The organism is Lentzea sp. NPDC055074, assembly GCF_053608005.1.
This window is the reverse complement of sequence record NZ_JBSGUQ010000008.1, coordinates 290,511-307,739: the sequence shown is the minus strand read 5'-3', so window position 1 is coordinate 307,739 and position 17,229 is coordinate 290,511. Positions and strand designations below refer to the sequence as shown.

Here is a 17,229-nt window from a genome sequence, read left to right as displayed (position 1 = left end):
TCGCAGCTCAATTACCGCTGAACCGACTTGACCTCGCAGAACTCGTCCAGCCCGAACTTCCCGAACTCACGCCCGTTGCCCGACTGCCGGTAGCCACCGAACGGCGCGCTCGTGTTGAACGCGGCGCCGTTGATGTCGACCTGCCCGGTCCGCAGCTTCCTGGCGATCTTCAGGGCGCGCTCGGTGTCCGCGGAGAACACGGCACCCGCGAGCCCGTAGATGGTGGAGTTCGCGATCCGCACCGCGTCGGCCTCGTCGGCGTACGGCATGACCGACAGCACGGGCCCAAAGATCTCCTCCTGCGCGATCGTCATCTCCGGCGTCACCCCGCCGAACACCGTCGGCGTGACGTAGAACCCCTGCGGCAACGGCGCGTCCGGACCACCGGCCGCCAGCGTCGCGCCCTCCTCGACACCCTTGCGGATGTACCCGACGACCCGATCGCGCTGCGCCTTGGACACGGCCGGTCCGATTCGCGTGGACGGCTCCCCCGGATCAGCCGAGGTGTACTTCTTCGCGGCCTGGGCGGCGAGCTCGACGGCCTCGTCGTGCCGCTCGCGCGGGACGAGCAGCCGAGTCCACGCGCTGCACGCCTGCCCGTTGTTCATGAACGAGTTGGCGACCGCGATCTTCACCGCCCGCCCGAGGTCGGCGTCGTCGAGCACGATGCACGCGGACTTCCCGCCCAGCTCGAGCGCGACCCGCTTGACCGTCTCGGCGGCCACCGCCGACACCCGGCGCCCGGCCTTGGTGGACCCGGTGAACGACACCATGTCGACGTCCGAGTGCTTCGCGAGCGCCTCGCCGACCGTCGGCCCCGTGCCGTGCACCAGCTGGAACACGCCGTCGGGCGTGGCCTTCGCGACGATCCCGGCCAGCAGGTCGGCGGTGTGCGGGGCGAGCTCGCTCGGCTTGAGCACCACGGTGTTGCCCGCGGCCAGGGCCGGAATGACCTTCGCGACCATCTGTTGCAACGGGAAGTTCCACGGCGTGATGGCCGCGACCACCCCGATCGGCTCGCGGAAGATCAGCGAGTTGCCGATCTCCTCGGGCTCGAAGTAGCCGGCCTCGATCACCGTCGCGACACCCTCGGCGATGGCGATGGGGTTCGCCACCTGCACCTTCTGACTGAAGGTGAGAGGGGTGCCCATCTCGCGGGTCATGGTGGCGGCCAGCTCGGCCGCCTGCTCCTTCAGGCCGTCGATGATCGCCCGGACGGTCTTCGCCCGTTCCTCTGGCGAGGTCTCCGACCAGGCCGGGAAGGCTTCGACCGCCTTGGCCACGGCGGCGTCCACGTCGGCCGGGGTGGACTCGGCGAGAGTGCCGATCACTTCCTCGGTGGCGGGGTTGACGACCTCGAGCACGAGCCCTCCTAGCGGATGTGACACCACTTCGCTTACAGCGGGTCAGCCTGTCACATCTGGGGGCGGGGGTCACGTCGAGGAGGTGGTGGTGCTGGTGGGGGCGGGAGGTGCTGCTGGAGGTGCGGTGGGGTGTGAGAGCGGGTGGCGATGGATTGGTGGGCCGTGGGTTGGCGGGCCGAAGGTCGGTAACCGAGGGCCGCGGGTCGGTGGCCGGTGGCCGAGGGCCGAGGGCCGAGGGCCGCAGGCTGCGGGCGGTGAGGGGTGGGCCGCGGGGCGGTGAGGACGGGTGGCGGTGGGCTGGTGGGCGGCGAGTTGGCACAGCAGTGCGGTACCAGGAGCTGGGCTGGCGGCAAGTCGAGTCGAGGCGTGTCGTGTCGAGGCGAGTCGAGGCGTGGCGTGGCGTGGCGTGGCGAGTCGAGGCATGGCGAGTCGAGGTGAGGCGAGGCAAGGCGTGTCGAGGCGAGGCGTGTCGAGGCGAGGCGAGGCGAGGCGTGTCGAGGCGAGGCGAGGCGAGGCGAGTCGAGTCGAGGCGAAGCCGACGCTCAAGCCGACGCCAGCTCACCTCCCAGCCGCCGCTCCCGCAGCACCCGGAGATGCACCGCCGCCCAGGTCCGGAAGGGCCGCCAAGCCTCCGACACCTCGGCCAACGGCCGTCCGTACCGCTCCGCGACCTCGTCGGTCAGCCGGGACTCGTTGTGCGGCACCGCATCCGGGGCGTTGGCCCCGCGCAGCACCACCAGCTCGGCCGCGAACGGACCCAGCCCCTTGACCTGCTGCACCGCCAGCACCGCGGCGGCGGGCTTCATCGCGCGCAGCGTCACGCAGTCCAGCAGTCCGTCCAGGGCCGCCTCGGCCACCGCCCGCAGGTACTCGGGTTTGCGGCCTGGCAGGTCGAGGTCCAGGGCCAGGAGCTCCGCGGGTGTGGGGAAGACTCCGTCGCGCAGCAGCGAGGCCTTCAACGCGGAGGCTTGTGACATGCGGATTCGCTGCGCCAGCACCGACCACGCCGCCGCCTCGTACGGCGAGTAGAAGCCGCACGGCCGCAAGCCGGGTAAGGCAGCCTGGGCCGCTGCGATGACCGGGTCGCGCAAGCCGACTTCCGGCCAGGCTCGGCCGTCCACGTCCAGCGACAGGAAGCGGCACACCTGGGCTGCCGCCCGGTCCAGGTCGCCGGGGCCGGACAGGGACAGAACGGCAGTGGCGCCGCGCTGGGTCACGGAGACCTCGGCACGGCGCCACTCGCCCTCGACCAGGAACGTCGCCCGCAGCGCCCCTCCCTCGCGCGCGGGCAGTGCGGAGGGCGTGAAGCCCTCCCAGAACGCCCTGGACGTCGCCAACGACCAGGGGCCCTGAACTGCGATTTCGACTCGGTGTGCCACGCGGATGACGCTAGTGGGCACCCCTGACAGAAAACCGAGGCGAAGGCGCCAGGGCCTCAGCTGAAGTCGAGTTCACCCGTCCGGGTCCGCTTGAGCTCGAAGAAGTACGGGTAGCTCGCGAGCAGCTGCGCGCCGTCGTAGATCTTGCCGGCTTCCTCGCCCCGCGGGATCTTCGTCAGCACCGGGCCGAAGAAGGCGACGCCGTCGATGTGGATGGTCGGGGTGCCGACCTCCATGCCGACCGGGTCCATGCCGCGGTGGTGCGACGCCCTGAGCTCCTCGTCGTACTCGGTCGAGGTGGCGGCCTCGGCGAGCTCGGCCGGCAGGTCGGCGTCGGCCAGGGCCAGCTTGATGACCTCGTCGAAGTCCTGGTTCTTCTCGTTGTGGATGCGCGTGCCCAGCGCCGTGTACAGCTTCGGCAGCACCTCGTTGCCGAACTTCTGCTCCGCGGCGATCGCCACCCGGACCGGGCCCCAGCCCTTGGTCATGAGCTCCTTGTACTGCTCGGGCAGGTCACGGCCCTCGTTCAGCACCGCGAGGCTCATCACGTGGAAGCTCAGGTCGATGTCGCGGACCTTCTCCACTTCGAGGATCCAGCGGGAGGAGATCCAGGCGAACGGGCAGAGAGGGTCGAAGTAGAAGTCGACCTTCGCCTTGTCGGTCATGCGTGCCCCTTAAGTCACTGTGAGCGGTTATCGCCCCATCAGCCCAACGAGATCACCCTGTCATCTCTTCCCGCACGCCGGTTCCGTGATTGGATGCGGGAGTCATAACCATTCCCGACGACGTCAGCGCGTAACCACACGCGTGGCAGACGAGGTGACCAGTGGCCGCGCCCAACCTCACCCGCGACCAGGCTCAGGACCGTGCTGAGCTGCTGGAAGTGGAGTCCTACCGGATCGAGCTGGACCTGACCGACGGCGGCGGAAAGCCGGGTACGGACACGTTCCGCTCCACCACCACCGTGGTGTTCCGCAGCCGGACTCCGGGTGCTTCCTCGTGGATCGACATCGTGGCGGCGACCGTGCACCGCGCTGTGCTCAACGGAAGCGAACTCGACGTCTCCGGGTACCGCGAGGAGGACGGCGTACCCCTGCCGGACCTCGCGGAGACCAACGAGCTCACCATCGAGGCCGACTGCCGGTACATGAACACCGGCGAGGGCCTGCACCGCTTCGTCGACCCGGTCGACGGCGGTGTGTACCTGTACTCCCAGTTCGAGACCGCGGACGCCAAGCGCATGTTCGCGTGCTTCGACCAGCCCGACCTCAAGTCCGTCTACTCGATGAAGGTGACGGCGCCGCACGACTGGAAGGTCATCTCGAACGGCGAGATCACCGCCACCGAGGACGGCGAGGGCGGTTCGGACGTGCACACGTTCGCCACCACCAAGCCGATGTCGACCTACATCGTGGCCCTGGTCGCCGGCCCGTACGCCGAGTGGCGCGACGAGTTCGTCGAGGGTGACTTCAAGATCCCGCTCGGCATCTACTGCCGCGCCTCGCTCGCTCCTCACATGGACCACGAGCGGCTGTTCACGGAGACCAAGCAGGGCTTCGGGTTCTTCCACAAGGCGTTCGGCGTGCAGTACCCGTTCGGCAAGTACGACCAGTGCTTCGTTCCGGAGTTCAACGCGGGTGCGATGGAGAACGCGGGCTGCGTCACGTTCCTCGAGGACTACGTCTTCCGCAGCCGCGTCACCCGCTACCTCTACGAGCGCCGCGCCGAGACCGTGCTGCACGAGATGGCGCACATGTGGTTCGGCGACCTGGTGACCATGCGCTGGTGGGACGACCTGTGGCTGAACGAGTCGTTCGCCACCTGGGCGTCCGTGCTCGCGCAGGCCGAGGCCACCGAGTACCGCCAGGCCTGGACGACGTTCGCGAAGATCGAGAAGTCGTGGGCGTACAGGCAAGACCAGCTGCCGTCCACGCATCCCGTCGCCGCCGACATCTCGGACGTGCAGGCGGTCGAGGTCAACTTCGACGGCATCACGTACGCCAAGGGCGCGTCGGTGCTCAAGCAGCTCGTCGCGTACGTCGGGCTGGAGAACTTCCTGGCGGGCCTGCGGGTCTACTTCGCCAAGCACGCCTGGGGCAACGCCACGCTGGCCGACCTGCTCGGTGCGCTGGAGGAGGCGTCGGGCCGCGACCTGTCGTGGTGGAGCGCGCAGTGGCTGGAGACGACGGGCCTGAACCTGTTGCGCCCCAAGTTCACCGTGGACGCGCAGGGCAGGTTCACCGAGTTCGCCGTGCTGCAGGGCGGCGCGCGTCCGGGTGCCGGCGAGCTGCGCACGCACCGCATCGCGATCGGCGTCTACGACGACGACGGCTCGGGCAAGCTCGTCCGCACGCACCGCCACGAGCTGGACGTGACGGGTGACCGCACCGAGGTCCCCGAACTCGTCGGCGTGCACCGCGGCAAGATCGTGCTGGTTAACGACGACGACCTGACGTACTGCACGATGCGCCTCGACCCGGACTCGCTGGCCGCGCTGATCGACCACATCTCCGACATCGCCGAGCCGCTGCCGCGCACGCTGTGCTGGTCGGCCGCGTGGGAGATGACGCGCGAGGCCGAGCTGAAGGCCCGCGACTTCGTGAACCTCGTGCTCGGCGGCCTCGGCTCCGAGACCGAGGTCGGTGTGGTGCAACGGCTTCTGCTGCAGGCGCAGACCTCGCTGTCGTCCTACGCGGACGACTCGTGGCGCGCCGAGGGCTGGCGCCGGTTCGTCGCGAAGGCGCTGGAGCTGGCGCAGGCGGCCGAGCCGGGCTCCGACCACCAGCTGGCGTTCGTGAACGCGCTGGCGTCGTCGGTGCTCGACGACTCCACTGTGGACGTCCTGCGCGGCTGGTACGACGGTTCCGCAGGCCTCGAGGGCCTGGAGGTCGACACCGACCTGCGCTGGCGTCTGCTGCAGGCTCTCGTCGCGCACGGCAAGGCGGACCTGGCGGAGATCACGGCCGAGGAGGAGCGCGACCCGACCTCCACCGGTCACCGCCGCGCCCAGTCCACCCGCGCGCTGCGCCCGACGACCGAGGCCAAGGACGAGGCCTGGGACCGGGCGGTGAACGACGACGACCTGCCCAACGCGGTCAGCGAGGCGATCATCGCGGGCATCTCGCACCCCGGCCAGAAGGAGCTGCTCGCGCCGTACGTCGAGCGCTACTTCCGCGACGTGAAGGGCGTGTGGGACCGCCGCACCTCCGAACGCGCGCAGTCGATGGTCGTGGGCATGTTCCCGGCGTGGTCGATCGCGAGGTCCACTGTGGATGCCGCCGACGCGTGGCTGGCCGACGAGCACCCGCCCGCCCTGCGCCGCCTGGTGTCCGAGGGTCGCGCGGGCATCGTGCGGGCCTTGGCCGCGCAGGAGTTCGACCGCTCCTGACGTAGTGCTCGTGAAGCCCCGCAATGTGTTCGCGCGTTGCGGGGCTTTCGCGTTAGCGTCTCCTGGGGAGGTCCCGTGAGGTTTCGCTACGAGGTCGTGCGCTGGTGGCTCGTGGACGGCGAGTTCGTCGACGAGGTGCTGGCCCGGGTCGTGGACGTCGACGGTCTGTTCGCCGACCCCGTGGCGCCCGAGCGCGAACGGCTGGTGCTGCGCGGCTGCACGGCCGCGGTGACCGAGCTCACGGGCGACTTCCACCTCGGCATCTCCGGCTCGCAGTGGTGGCTCCTGGCCGATCTGGTCGTGCACGCCGAACTGCCCGGCGGTGATCTCGTCGCCAGCGCCTGCGTGACCCAGCTGATCGACGGCGACTTCCGCACCGCACCGACCTACACTCTCTACAAGGACCTTCGCGAAACCGGCACATGCCGTGTCGTGGAAGGGTTTCCGCGTTCTTTCGAGAACGTCTGGCCGCCGGTGACGCTCATCGGCTGCGACAACCCCGGCCGCATCCGCCCTGCCGAGCCCGATGCCGAACGAGGACCGTACGTGGGGCTGCGCGCGCTGGACCGCGACGGACGGGTCGTGACGCACGCCGGTGTCGCGCTGGACGTCGCGTCGGTGTGCGAGTCCGCTGCCGGTGAAGGCCTCTTCGACGTCGTGCTCGACCAGTCCCGCTACAGCGACGACTGGGTGGTGGGCCAACGCCCCACCCCGGCCGCGCGAGGTGCGTGGCGCGTCTGGATGGAAGGCGTTCCGGCGGAACGGAACCTGTGGGCGCCGCTGAGCCCCGAGGGCCGCATGTGGTGGAACGAGATCGCCGCAAAAGCACCGCGCACGCGTCCCACGGCCGGAGTGCACCACGTCGACGGCAGCCACGCCACGGACGAGTTCGGCCTGCACCTCGCGCTGAGCGAGGCGCTGGTGGGGCCCGGCCGGTTCCTGGGCAGCGTCTACGCCATCACCGGGATGTACGAGGAGTGGTGGTTCGTGCCGGGCATCACGCTCGTGTGGCACGAACCGGGCGTGGCGTTCCAGGCGATGCCCGGCTACTTCCTCGGACTGCTGAAGAACCTGCGGCGCAACGGGGTCGACGTGGTGCTGGAATCGTCCACACCGGACCTGGCCGACCGCCTCGACCGGTGCGTGGAGCTCGGCGCGTTCGTCGACCGCTGGATCGCCGGCTGGGCCAGGGCGGAGCAGGTCGAACCCCACGACCTGCTGGACAACTGGCACGTCTGGGCCGATCTGCCCGGCCGGGAGGAGGAACGGATCCTCGCCGGTGACGCGAACGTGTCGCAGCACGCCGAGGACGTCGAGCTCCAGTCCGTGCCGACCTGGCTGACGGTGGCGACGGACTCGCCGGACGGGTGACCCATGTGGTCGAGCAGGCCGGACTGGTCGCGCGCGGACGGGAGACGTTCATGCGACGCGGCCTCTTCGACCACCCCGCACCGAAACCTCCCGACGGCTACTCGGTGCGCGTGAGGCCGGAGGACGACGTGATCGAGGTCGTGGTGACCTTCGAGGGCGAGGAGGCGGCGAGCGGCCTGATCGCCGTGGTGGGCGAAGACGCTGTGCCGCACCGGATCGCGACGAGACCCGAGCACCGGCGGCGTGGGCTAGGCAGCGTCGTGATGGGTGTGCTGGCGAGGGAGGCGGTCAAGGCCGGGGCGAGCGAAGGGCTGCTGTTCGCCACCCCGGACGGCCTGCACCTGTACCGGAAACTGGGCTGGGACACGATCTCCGACGTCGTGATCGCGGCCAACGGCGAGAGGAAAGCATGATCGGTGAACTGGTGGAGCGCTGGCACCGCGGCTGGATCACGGCCGACGGGCTGACGTCCCAGTGGCGTGACGGCCACCTGGTCGTCCACGTGAACCGGTCGAAGCGGATGTTCGAGTGGATCGCCACGGACGACGCGGAGGTCGCCGCGCTGGCCGGGATCGTCGCCGCCACCGCGGAACCGAGCTGGCTCAGCGTTCCCACGCACTCGCCGCGGAAGGTGGCCGAGGAGGTCGAGGCGGCCGGGCTCGTCGTGGCACGCCCGGACGAGACGTTCATGCGGCGCCCGCTCGCCGGCCACCCGTTCCCCGAACCACCCGCCGGCTACTCGGTGGAGGTGACCAGAGACCCGGTGATCAGCGTCCGCGTGCTCGCGAACGGCGAGGTGGCGGCCAGCGGGCTAATGGCCGTCGTCGGGCAGGACGCCGTCGCGCATCGCATCGAGACCGCGGAGGCGCACCGGCGGCGCGGGCTCGGCAGCGTCGTGATGGGCACTCTCGTGCGCGAGGCGGTGGCCGACGGCGCGACGACGGGGTTGCTGTTCTCGTCGACGGACGGCATCCACCTCTACCGCAGCCTCGGCTGGGAGAAGATCTCGGACCTCGTGGTGGCCCGCAACGACGTCAGCGCGTGAAAAACGCCCCCGGCGGCGTGCCGGGGGCGTTCAGAAGAAGATCAGGAACGGTTGCCCGCCTGGTCGGTCAGCATGCGCAGGCCCGACACGAGGCCGCCCGCGAGGTCGCCCTCCTTGAAGGACGCCACCATGCTCATCACCGCGAGCTTGGCACCTCGGTCGGCGAGACGGCGGTGCGACTCCTCGCCCGTCACGATCTCGACGACGCGCTCGCCCGGCGACACGGCCACGAGGACGTGGTGCGACGGACGCTCGGTGGAGCCGTGCAGCTCCTGCGCGCGCTCGTGCGCGTTCGCCCCGAGCTCACCCAGGTACACGCTGAAGTCGAGGCCCGTGCTGCGGCTGGAGAGCGTCAGCGCCTCGTCCAGCTGCGCGAGCTGGGAGGGCGTGAACGGCAGGTCCGGCGCGTGCGGCTCGTACATCTTCGCCGCGGACACACGACCGCTGTTCGTCACGACAGCACCGAGCGGCAGCGTCGACGGGTCGACGGCCTCGATCGCCTTACCAGTTGCCACGTGCGCCTCCCTTGGCGGTCGAGCCCGAGGTACCGGACTCGGCGGCGCTGTGGTGCTCCGCGCTCAACCCAGCCGGGTTCGCGCTCCACCACACCGGGGCGTAGCCCCACTCCTGGCCGGGCCGGTACCGGGGAATCCGGGTGGCCTTTGGCCTCACCGTCAGCAGCGTGATCACGCCGTAAATGGCCAGCGGGATCAGCGCGAAGACGAGAACGGTCTCCACGATGGTCACGGCGGGTACGGTAGCCGAACTCAGCCGCGCACGAGCGGCCGGGCCAGCAAGATCGCGGTCATTCCCACTATCGAGCCCGCCACGACGTAGACGGTGCCGAGCGACGTCGCGTCCGCGAGCGGTCCGGCGAGCCCCGCGCCCAGGGGCGACAGGCCCCAGGCGAGCACCCGGTAAGCGCTGGTCACGCGGCCCATCATCGGGCCGGGCGTGAGCCGTTGCCGCCGGGTCGCGGACAGCACGTTCCAGCCTGCGGACGCCAGGCCGAAGACCGCGCACGCGAACAACGCCAAGGTCAGCCACGATGTGAGGCCGAACACCGCGAATCCGGCGCCGAGCAGCAGCAGGAACGCGGCCATGACCCGGCCGGCACCCCAGCGCGCCGCGAGTCTGGGGGACGCCCAGGCGCCTAGCAGAGCACCCGCCGCCATGCACACGACGAGCAGCGGAACCACCGGTTCGGCGAGGCCGAGTACCTGGATGGAGTAGAGCGCCAGCATGGCGTTGATCGCGGCCGCGCAGATCGCTGTGATTGCAACGGCAACTACCAGTGACCGCAGGCCAGGGGTCCGCACGAGGAACCGCGCGCCCTGGGCGAGCTGTCCGCGAAGATCACCTCCGGAGCGTTCGGGAGCGACGTCCGGCACACGCGAGACGAACACCGCCGCGACGACGAACGAGAGCGCGTCGAGGACGAAGCAGGCCGCCGGGGCCCACCAGAAGAGCGCCGCGGCGGCCAGCGGGCCGGCCAGGTCCATGCCGACGGTCTCGACCGCCACGAACCGGCCGTTGGCCGCCTCCAGGTCGCCGGGCCCCGCGAGTTCCACGAGCAGCACCTGGGAGGCCGAGTCCGCGAACGTCTCCGCGGAGGTCAGCACGAAAGCCGTGGCGCACAAGACGACGACCGTGGCGTGTCCGGTGTGGACGGCCAGGGCGAGCGAACCGGTCACCCCGGCGCGCACCCAATGTGCCACGACGACAACGGTTCGTGGTCTCCAGCGGTCCACAAGGGCCCCAGCGGGCAGCGCGACGAGCAACCAGGGCAACGTGAGCGCGACGGCGACGGCCGAGACGGCGAGCGGGCTGCGGGTGCTCGCGGCCGCGAACAAGGGCAACGCGACGACGCGCACGCCGTCGCCCACGAGCGACACCGCCCAAGCCCTGGTGAGCGCTCGGAAACCCCGTCCGTGCACGCCTTTTGCCGTATGACGCATGTCACGTTCCATCGGATTGCACGCTACAGAGCGTGTCCATACCGGCCAGTAAGGCCAACGAGTGCTCTCGTGCGGCGCAGCGGTTACACCCGGTCAGGCCTCACCCGGTCGGCGGCGAACGGGTGCCGGTTTGGGGTCTTGTTCCCGGAACACCCACCTCTTAGCTTTTCACCTATACGGGTCTTGCGCACCCGCCCCGAGCGAGCTGGAGGACACAAAATGTTCACGATGACCCGCCCCCAGGCCGTGACCTTCACTCTTCCGAAGTACAAGGACGATTCAGTGCGTATCACCGCCAGTGACTCCGTCCGGATCACGATGGACGACTCCGTTCGGATCACCGCGTCCGATTCGGTGCGCATCACCGCCCGCGACTCCGTGCGCATCACGATGGACGACAGCGTCCGCATCACGGCGCACGACGACAGCGTCCGCATCACGGCGCACGACGACAGCGTCCGCATCACGATGGACGACTCGGTGCGCATCACCGCGCACGACGACTCGGTGCGCATCACGATGGACGACAGCGTCCGCATCACGGCGCACGACGACAGCGTCCGCATCACCATGGACGACTCCGTGCGCATCACGGCGCACGACGACAGCGTCCGCATCACGGCACGCCGGAACGACTTCTCCCTCGCGGCCTGAACCCTCCGAAAGCCGGCTCAGGCCGCCGGTTCACCCAGGTACGGCAACCACTGCGGATCAGCCTCGGCCACCCCGGCGAGCAACCGCCAGTGCGGGCCCCGCGGCGCCGCCGGAACAACGCGCAGCCGCCAGCCCAGCTCGGACAGCAGCTTGTCCGCCTTGCGGTGGTTGCACTTCGCACAGCAGGCGACGCAGTTGGTCCAGGTGTGAGGTCCGCCACGCGAGCGCGGCACGACGTGGTCGATCGTCTCGGCCCGCCCGCCGCAGTAGGCGCAGCGATAACGGTCGCGGTGCATGAGCCCGGCACGGGTCATCGGCACGCGGCCGCGATAAGGAACTCGCACGTAGGAGCTCAGCCGGATCACGGACGGCACGAGCACCTCGGACTTCGACGAGTGCAGCACCAGCCCGGAGGCGTCTCCGTGCACGACTTCGGCTTTCCCGCAGACCACGAGGACGACCGCCCGGCGCAGTGACAACGCCGTGAGCGGCTCGAACGTGGCGTTCAGCAGCAGGACCTTGCGTCTTCCCCAGGGGAAAACAGCCGGCGTCGGACCGGGCCCTCCCCCATCTCGATCCCCATCCGGCACGACCCGCAGCTCGGGCTGATTTCGGCATGGGGGGACCGTCGGCGCAGCCTCGCCGTGCAGCGAGCCGCCGATAGGGGTCGGTTGTCGGTCTGGCACGCGACCACCTCCACCGGTTCAGCCATAGGAGACCACACTTACCAGGAAAAAATCACGTGTGATAAGTGACGTGTCACGGATGCGTGATCCAACCTGGGGTGAACGAACGCCTATCGGAGATGGTTTTCAAGAGCCCGCTACCCTTGACAAGGTGACAGAGGCACCCTCCACCCCACTGCCTGCGACGATCACCTACCCGATCGCCGAGCGGCTAAACCTCACCGAGCAGCTCCACGGGCGCGACGTCGCCGATCCCTACCGCTGGCTCGAGGACACGGCAGACCCCCGCACCGCGGAGTGGTCGCAGGCGCAGGACGTGCTCGCACGCTCCTGGTTGGACGCGATGCCCGGCCGCGCACGCCTGGGCGACCGTCTCGAGGAGCTGATGCGGACGGGTTCGGTGTCCACGCCGGCCTGGCGCGCGGGCAGGGCGTTCTTCACCCGCCGCGGCCCCGAGCAGGACCACCCCGTCGTCGTGGTGCGCGAGACCGACGGCACCGAACGCGTGCTGCTCGACGTGAGCGCGCTCGACCCGTCCGGCGCGACCACCCTGGACGGCTGGTCCCCCAGCCTCGAAGGCGAGCGCCTCGCCTACCAGGTGTCCGTGGGCGGCAACGAGCACTCGCTGCTGCACGTCCTGGACGTGACGACGGGCGAGCTCGTCGAGGGCCCGATCGACCGGTGCCGCTACTCCTCCATCGGCTGGCTTCCGGGCGGCGACGAGTTCTACTACGTGCGCCAGCTCGACCCGGCGCTGCTGCCCGAGGACGAGAAGCTGTTCCACCGGCGCGTGTGGCGTCACCGAGTCGGCACGGACCCGGAGACCGACCTCAACGTGCACGGCGACGCCGAGGCGCCCACCTTCTACTACTCGCTGAACGTCTCGCACGACGGCCGCTGGCTGGTCGTGAGCGGCGCGCCCAGCACGCTCAAGCACGACTCCGTCTGGATCGCGGACCTGCACGGCGACAGCGAGCTCAAGCCGGTGGTCCTGACCGAGGCGGGCGTGCAGTGCTCGGCGTCGGTCGCCCGCGACGGCAGGCTCTACCTGCACACCAACCACGGCGCGCCCCGGCAGCGGCTCTGCGTGGCCGACCCCGAGCGCCCCACCGAGTGGACCGAGCTCATCGCCGAGGAGCCGGACTCGGTCCTCGACGGCGTGCGCTGGCTGAACGGCGACCTGGTCGTCCTGCGCACCCGGCACGCGGTGTCCGAGCTGCACCTGCACGACGCCGCGACGGGCGCGCACCAGCGGGAGATCCCGCTGCCGGGCACGGGTTCGCTGCACGGCATGTCCGTTGTGGACGCGCTGACCACCCACGACCAGGACACGCTGTGGTTCGGGTGGACGGACTTCGTGACGCCGCAGTCGGTGTTCCGGTACTCGAAGGCCACCGGGGAGACGGTGCTGCACGAGGCCGCGCCGGGCCGGGTCGAGCTGCCGACCGTGACGACGCAGCAGATCGCGTACGAGTCCAAGGACGGCACGACGGTCCGGATGTTCGTCGTCAGCGGGGAGCAGAAGCCCGACCTGCCCCGTCCGGCGCTGCTCACCGGCTACGGCGGTTTCGCGATCGGCCGCGGCCCCGGCTACAGCGCGACCACGCTCGCATGGGTCGAGGCGGGCGGCGTGTGGGTGCACGTGTCGTTGCGCGGCGGCGACGAGGAGGGCGAGGACTGGCACGTCGGCGGCATGCGCGCCAACAAGCAGAACGTGTTCGACGACTTCCACGCCGCGGCGGAGCGCCTGGTGCGCGACGGGTGGACGACGCCGCAGCAGCTGTCGATCATGGGAGGCTCCAACGGAGGCCTGCTCGTGGGCGCCGCGCTGACCCAGCGCCCGGAGCTCTACGCGGCCGTGGTGTGCTCAGCGCCACTGCTCGACATGGTGCGCTACGAGAAGTTCCTGCTCGGACGGTTGTGGGCCGACGAGTACGGCAGCGCAAGCGTTTCCGAGGAACTGGGCTGGCTGCTCTCCTACTCGCCTTATCACCGAGTGGTAACGGACGTTGAGTACCCTTCGGTCTTGTTCACGGTGTTCGAGTCGGATTCTCGTGTGGACCCCAACCACGCCAGGAAGATGTGCGCAGCTCTGCAGCACGCTTCGTCAAGTGATCCGACCAAGCACCCCGTGCTGATCCGCCGCGAGACCGAGGTCGGTCACGCGGGCCGGTCGGTCAGCCGGACGGTGGCTCTCGCCGTGGACCAGCTGACGTTTCTCGCGAATGCCACCGGCATGGAGTTGTAGGAGGGCACGACCACGTGACCAGTCCCGTGGATGACATCGAGAACAGGACCGCCCAGGCGGTCGGCTTCTTCGAGAAGTACGGCCCCGACATCATCGCGGGCGGCATCAAGATCGTCCTGATCCTGATCGCCGCGTTCGTGATCAGGGCCATGCTCCGCAAGGTCATCGACCGGATCACGACGCCCGGCAAGGAAGGCAAGAAGCCGGGCCTGCTCAAGCCGTTGCGGGAACGCGCTCCGCAGGCGCTCGGGAACCTCATCTCCGAGCGCCGCGAGCAGCGCGCCCGCACGATCGGCTCGGTGCTGAAGTCGATCGTCACGATCCTGATCTTCGGAATCGCGTTCCTCGAGGTCCTGATCGTGGTGAAGCTCGACATCACGCCGGTGCTGACCTCCGCGGGCATCCTGGGCGTCGCCATCGGTTTCGGCGCCCAGAACCTGGTGAAGGACTTCCTCGCCGGCATGTTCATGCTGCTGGAGGACCAGTACGGCGTCGGCGACGTCGTCGACCTGGGTCCCGCGACCGGCACCGTCGAGGCCGTCGCGCTGCGCACCACCACGATCCGGGACACGGGCGGCACCGTCTGGTACGTCCGCAACGGCGAGATCCTGCGCGTCGGCAACTCGTCGCAGGGCTTCGCGGTCGCCGTCGTCGACCTGCCGCTGAGCTACGGCGCGAACCTCGCCGAGGCCACCCAGGTGCTCGACCGCACGGTCCGCGAGGTCGCCGACAAGGACCCGCTGAAGGCGGACATCACGGCGAAGCCCGAGGTGCTCGGCGTCGAGAAGTTCACGCCGGAGGGCATCACCCTGCGGGTCACCGTGAAGACGCGCCCCGGCCGTCAGTGGGCGGTCCAGCGCAACCTGCGCGCCCAACTGATGCCGGCCCTCGAGGAAGCCGGCTTCACCGCGAAGTAGCTCAAACGCGGGCGCCGGGTGAGTTAGAACACCCATTCGAGACAGTGATCATCCGGCGTCCTGCCAGTTCACACCCCTATGACCCCCCAACAGCCGGGGCGGCCTGCGCGCGGTGGCCCGCGTGAGTCAGGATGGGTGTGTGGGAAACCCCGTGAGCTTCTTCGAACAGGTCGGTGGCGAGGAGACGTTCCACCGCATCGTCGCGCGCTTCTACAAAGAGGTGAAGTCCGACGAGATCCTCCTCCCCCTGTACCCCGAAGAGGACCTCGGACCTGCGGAGGAGCGGCTGCGGCTGTTCCTGATGCAGTACTGGGGCGGCCCCCACACCTACTCGGACAACCGGGGCCACCCGAGGCTGCGGATGCGCCACGTGCCGTTCAAGATCGGTCCGATCGAGCGGGACGCGTGGCTGCGCTGCATGAGGATCGCCGTCGACGAGGCCGGCTTGGACGAGGCTCACCGCAAGCAGCTCTGGGACTACATGGAGATGGCGGCGAACAGTCTGATGAACAGCCTGTCCTGACCGACCATCACCCGATCGGGTCCTTTAGCAGCGAGACGAATGGCAGGATGACCCCCCGTGCGACGATCCTCCGACCTCAGCCCCGAGATCGCCGAAGAGTCCGCCTGGTGGCGTGACGCCGTCTTCTACCAGGTGTACGTGCGCTCCTTCGCCGACTCCAACGGCGACGGCGTCGGCGACCTGGACGGCATCCGCTCCCGCCTCGGCTACCTGGAGCTGCTCGGGGTGGACGCCCTGTGGCTCACCCCGTTCTACCGCTCGCCGATGGCCGACCACGGCTACGACGTGGCCGACCCGCGTGACGTGGACCCGTTGTTCGGCGACCTGGCCGCGTTCGACCGGCTGGTCGCGGACGCGCACGAGCACAACATCCGGGTGACGGTCGACCTGGTCCCGAACCACTCGAGCGACCTCCACGTGTGGTTCCAGGAGGCCCTTCAGGCCGGTCCCGGGAGCATGGAGCGCGCCCGCTACATCTTCCGCGAGGGCCGCGGCTTCGACGGCTCGCAGCCGCCGAACAACTGGGTGTCCGTCTTCGGCGGCCCCGCGTGGACCCGCGTGCCGGACGGCCAGTGGTACCTGCACCTGTTCGCGCCGGAGCAGCCCGACCTCAACTGGGAGCACCCGGAGGTCCGCGCCGACCTGGAGCAGACGCTGCGGTTCTGGCTCGACCGCGGTGTCGACGGCTTCCGCATCGACGTGGCGCACGGCATGGCCAAGCCGGAAGGCCTGCCGGACATGGAGATCCGCACGCAGGTCCCCGGTGTGCTGAGCGACGACGTGCACGACCCGCGGTTCGACAACGACGGCGTGCACGAGATCCACCGCATGATCCGCAAGGTCATGGACGGCTACCCCGGCACCATGGCCGTCGGCGAGATCTGGGTGAAGGACGACGAGCGCTTCGCCGCCTACGTCCGTCCCGACGAGCTGCACCTGGGCTTCAACTTCCGGCTGGTCGAGGCGGGCTTCGACGCAGACGCCGTCCGCACGGCCATCGAGCACTCGCTCGGCGCCGTAGCCCTGACCGGCACCCCCGCCACCTGGACGCTGTCCAACCACGACGTGGTGCGCCACGTGACGCGGTACGGCGGCGGTGCGGCGGGCGAGCAGCGGGCCCGCGCGATGACGCTGGTCGAGCTGGCGCTGCCGGGTGTCATCTACCTCTACAACGGCGAAGAGCTCGGCCTGCCGAACGTGGAGCTGCCGGACTGGGCCCTGCAGGACCCGACCTGGGAGCGTTCCGGGCACACCGAGCGCGGCCGTGACGGCTGCCGCGTGCCGATCCCGTGGGAGGGCACCAGCCCGCCGTTCGGGTTCTCGACGGCCGTGAACACCTGGCTGCCGCAGCCGAACGAGTGGGACCACCTCACGGCCGAGGCGCAGCTGGAGGACCCGGGCTCGATGCTCTCGCTCTACCGCGAGGCGCTGGAGCACCGGAAGTCCAACGCGGGCTTCGCCGGTGAGGAGCTGGAGTGGTACGGCGCCCCGGCCGGCTGCTTCGCGTTCCGGCGCAAGGGTGGCGGGCTGATCTGCGCCCTCAACACCTCGGGCGCGTCCGTGCCGTTGCCGCCCGGCCAGGTGCTGCTGTCGTCCGGTCCGATGGACGGCGACCAGCTGCCACCCGACACGGCCGTCTGGCTCGTCTGAGCCGCTCTGAAGTCGCTCTGAGGGGCGGTCACCACCCGGTGGCCGC

The 17,229-nt window shown here is 69.8% G+C and carries 16 protein-coding genes; 9 read left to right on the top strand and 7 right to left on the bottom strand.

Translation table 11 applies throughout. The annotated features are described in order from the left end of the window. Window positions 1-11: 11 nt before the first annotated feature. The 3 genes from ACWF7A_RS21150 to ACWF7A_RS21140 all read right to left on the bottom strand — a co-directional run bounded on the left by ACWF7A_RS21150 (window position 12) and on the right by ACWF7A_RS21140 (window position 3,408). Window positions 12-1,364 (bottom strand): aldehyde dehydrogenase family protein, encoded by a 1,353-nt coding sequence (locus ACWF7A_RS21150; protein ID WP_452252156.1) that lies wholly within the window; start codon window positions 1,362-1,364, stop codon window positions 12-14. Window positions 1,365-1,906: 542 nt separating this feature from the next. Then, on the bottom strand, window positions 1,907-2,743 hold the full coding sequence (locus tag ACWF7A_RS21145; RefSeq protein WP_452252155.1) for a DNA-3-methyladenine glycosylase family protein: 837 nt from the start codon (window positions 2,741-2,743) through the stop codon (window positions 1,907-1,909). Window positions 2,744-2,799: 56 nt separating this feature from the next. Next, window positions 2,800-3,408 (bottom strand): mycothiol-dependent nitroreductase Rv2466c family protein, encoded by a 609-nt coding sequence (locus ACWF7A_RS21140; protein ID WP_452252154.1) that lies wholly within the window; start codon window positions 3,406-3,408, stop codon window positions 2,800-2,802. 161 nt (window positions 3,409-3,569) lie between these two features. Here ACWF7A_RS21140 and pepN point away from each other — a divergent pair, with 161 nt between their 5' ends. From pepN to ACWF7A_RS21120, 4 genes are all read left to right on the top strand, one after another. Further along, window positions 3,570-6,131 carry an aminopeptidase N gene (pepN, locus tag ACWF7A_RS21135; RefSeq protein ID WP_452252153.1) on the top strand — a complete coding sequence of 854 codons (2,562 nt, stop codon included), beginning with the start codon at window positions 3,570-3,572 and terminating at the stop codon, window positions 6,129-6,131. 75 nt (window positions 6,132-6,206) lie between these two features. Continuing rightward, a complete protein-coding gene (locus ACWF7A_RS21130; RefSeq protein ID WP_452252152.1) occupies window positions 6,207-7,502 on the top strand; it encodes a hypothetical protein in 1,296 nt (431 codons plus the stop codon). Beyond that, window positions 7,499-7,915, top strand: coding sequence for a GNAT family N-acetyltransferase (locus tag ACWF7A_RS21125; RefSeq protein ID WP_452252151.1), 417 nt, complete (start codon window positions 7,499-7,501; stop codon window positions 7,913-7,915). Before ACWF7A_RS21130 ends, ACWF7A_RS21125 begins: the two co-directional genes overlap by 4 nt. Further along, on the top strand, window positions 7,912-8,547 hold the full coding sequence (locus ACWF7A_RS21120) for a GNAT family N-acetyltransferase (protein WP_452252150.1): 636 nt from the start codon (window positions 7,912-7,914) through the stop codon (window positions 8,545-8,547). The genes ACWF7A_RS21125 and ACWF7A_RS21120 overlap by 4 nt, the downstream gene beginning before the upstream one ends. A 41-nt stretch (window positions 8,548-8,588) precedes the next feature. On the opposite strand, the gene ACWF7A_RS21115 is transcribed toward ACWF7A_RS21120, so the two are convergent. From ACWF7A_RS21115 to ACWF7A_RS21105, 3 genes are read right to left on the bottom strand one after another with little or no spacing between them, the layout of a single operon-like run. After that, window positions 8,589-9,062, bottom strand: a complete 474-nt coding sequence (locus ACWF7A_RS21115) for a DUF5130 family protein (RefSeq protein WP_452252149.1) — start codon at window positions 9,060-9,062, stop codon at window positions 8,589-8,591. Then, window positions 9,049-9,294 (bottom strand): aa3-type cytochrome oxidase subunit CtaJ, encoded by a 246-nt coding sequence (gene ctaJ, locus ACWF7A_RS21110; protein ID WP_319986738.1) that lies wholly within the window; start codon window positions 9,292-9,294, stop codon window positions 9,049-9,051. Before ctaJ ends, ACWF7A_RS21115 begins: the two co-directional genes overlap by 14 nt. Window positions 9,295-9,314: 20 nt before the next feature. Next, window positions 9,315-10,484 (bottom strand): MFS transporter, encoded by a 1,170-nt coding sequence (locus tag ACWF7A_RS21105; protein WP_452252148.1) that lies wholly within the window; start codon window positions 10,482-10,484, stop codon window positions 9,315-9,317. A gap of 303 nt (window positions 10,485-10,787) precedes the next feature. Here ACWF7A_RS21105 and ACWF7A_RS21100 point away from each other — a divergent pair, with 303 nt between their 5' ends. Next, entirely contained in the window at window positions 10,788-11,159 is a 372-nt protein-coding gene (locus ACWF7A_RS21100) for a DUF2345 domain-containing protein (RefSeq protein WP_452252147.1), read from the top strand. A 17-nt stretch (window positions 11,160-11,176) separates the two neighbouring features. Here the strand turns inward: ACWF7A_RS21100 and ACWF7A_RS21095 are convergent, their stop codons facing one another. Continuing rightward, complete coding sequence (locus ACWF7A_RS21095) at window positions 11,177-11,749, bottom strand: HNH endonuclease (protein ID WP_229693928.1); 573 nt, start codon at window positions 11,747-11,749, stop codon at window positions 11,177-11,179. Window positions 11,750-11,996: 247 nt separating this feature from the next. On the opposite strand from ACWF7A_RS21095, the gene ACWF7A_RS21090 reads away from it, so the two are divergent. The 4 genes from ACWF7A_RS21090 to ACWF7A_RS21075 all read left to right on the top strand — a co-directional run bounded on the left by ACWF7A_RS21090 (window position 11,997) and on the right by ACWF7A_RS21075 (window position 17,183). Further along, window positions 11,997-14,093: a prolyl oligopeptidase family serine peptidase gene (locus tag ACWF7A_RS21090; protein WP_452252146.1), complete on the top strand. Its 2,097-nt coding sequence runs from the start codon at window positions 11,997-11,999 to the stop codon at window positions 14,091-14,093. Between the two features lie 35 nt (window positions 14,094-14,128). Continuing rightward, complete coding sequence (locus ACWF7A_RS21085) at window positions 14,129-15,010, top strand: mechanosensitive ion channel family protein (protein ID WP_452252196.1); 882 nt, start codon at window positions 14,129-14,131, stop codon at window positions 15,008-15,010. 139 nt (window positions 15,011-15,149) lie between these two features. After that, on the top strand, window positions 15,150-15,533 hold the full coding sequence (locus ACWF7A_RS21080; RefSeq protein ID WP_452252145.1) for a globin: 384 nt from the start codon (window positions 15,150-15,152) through the stop codon (window positions 15,531-15,533). A 57-nt stretch (window positions 15,534-15,590) separates the two neighbouring features. Further along, window positions 15,591-17,183, top strand: a complete 1,593-nt coding sequence (locus tag ACWF7A_RS21075; RefSeq protein ID WP_452252144.1) for a glycoside hydrolase family 13 protein — start codon at window positions 15,591-15,593, stop codon at window positions 17,181-17,183. Window positions 17,184-17,229 lie beyond the last annotated feature (46 nt).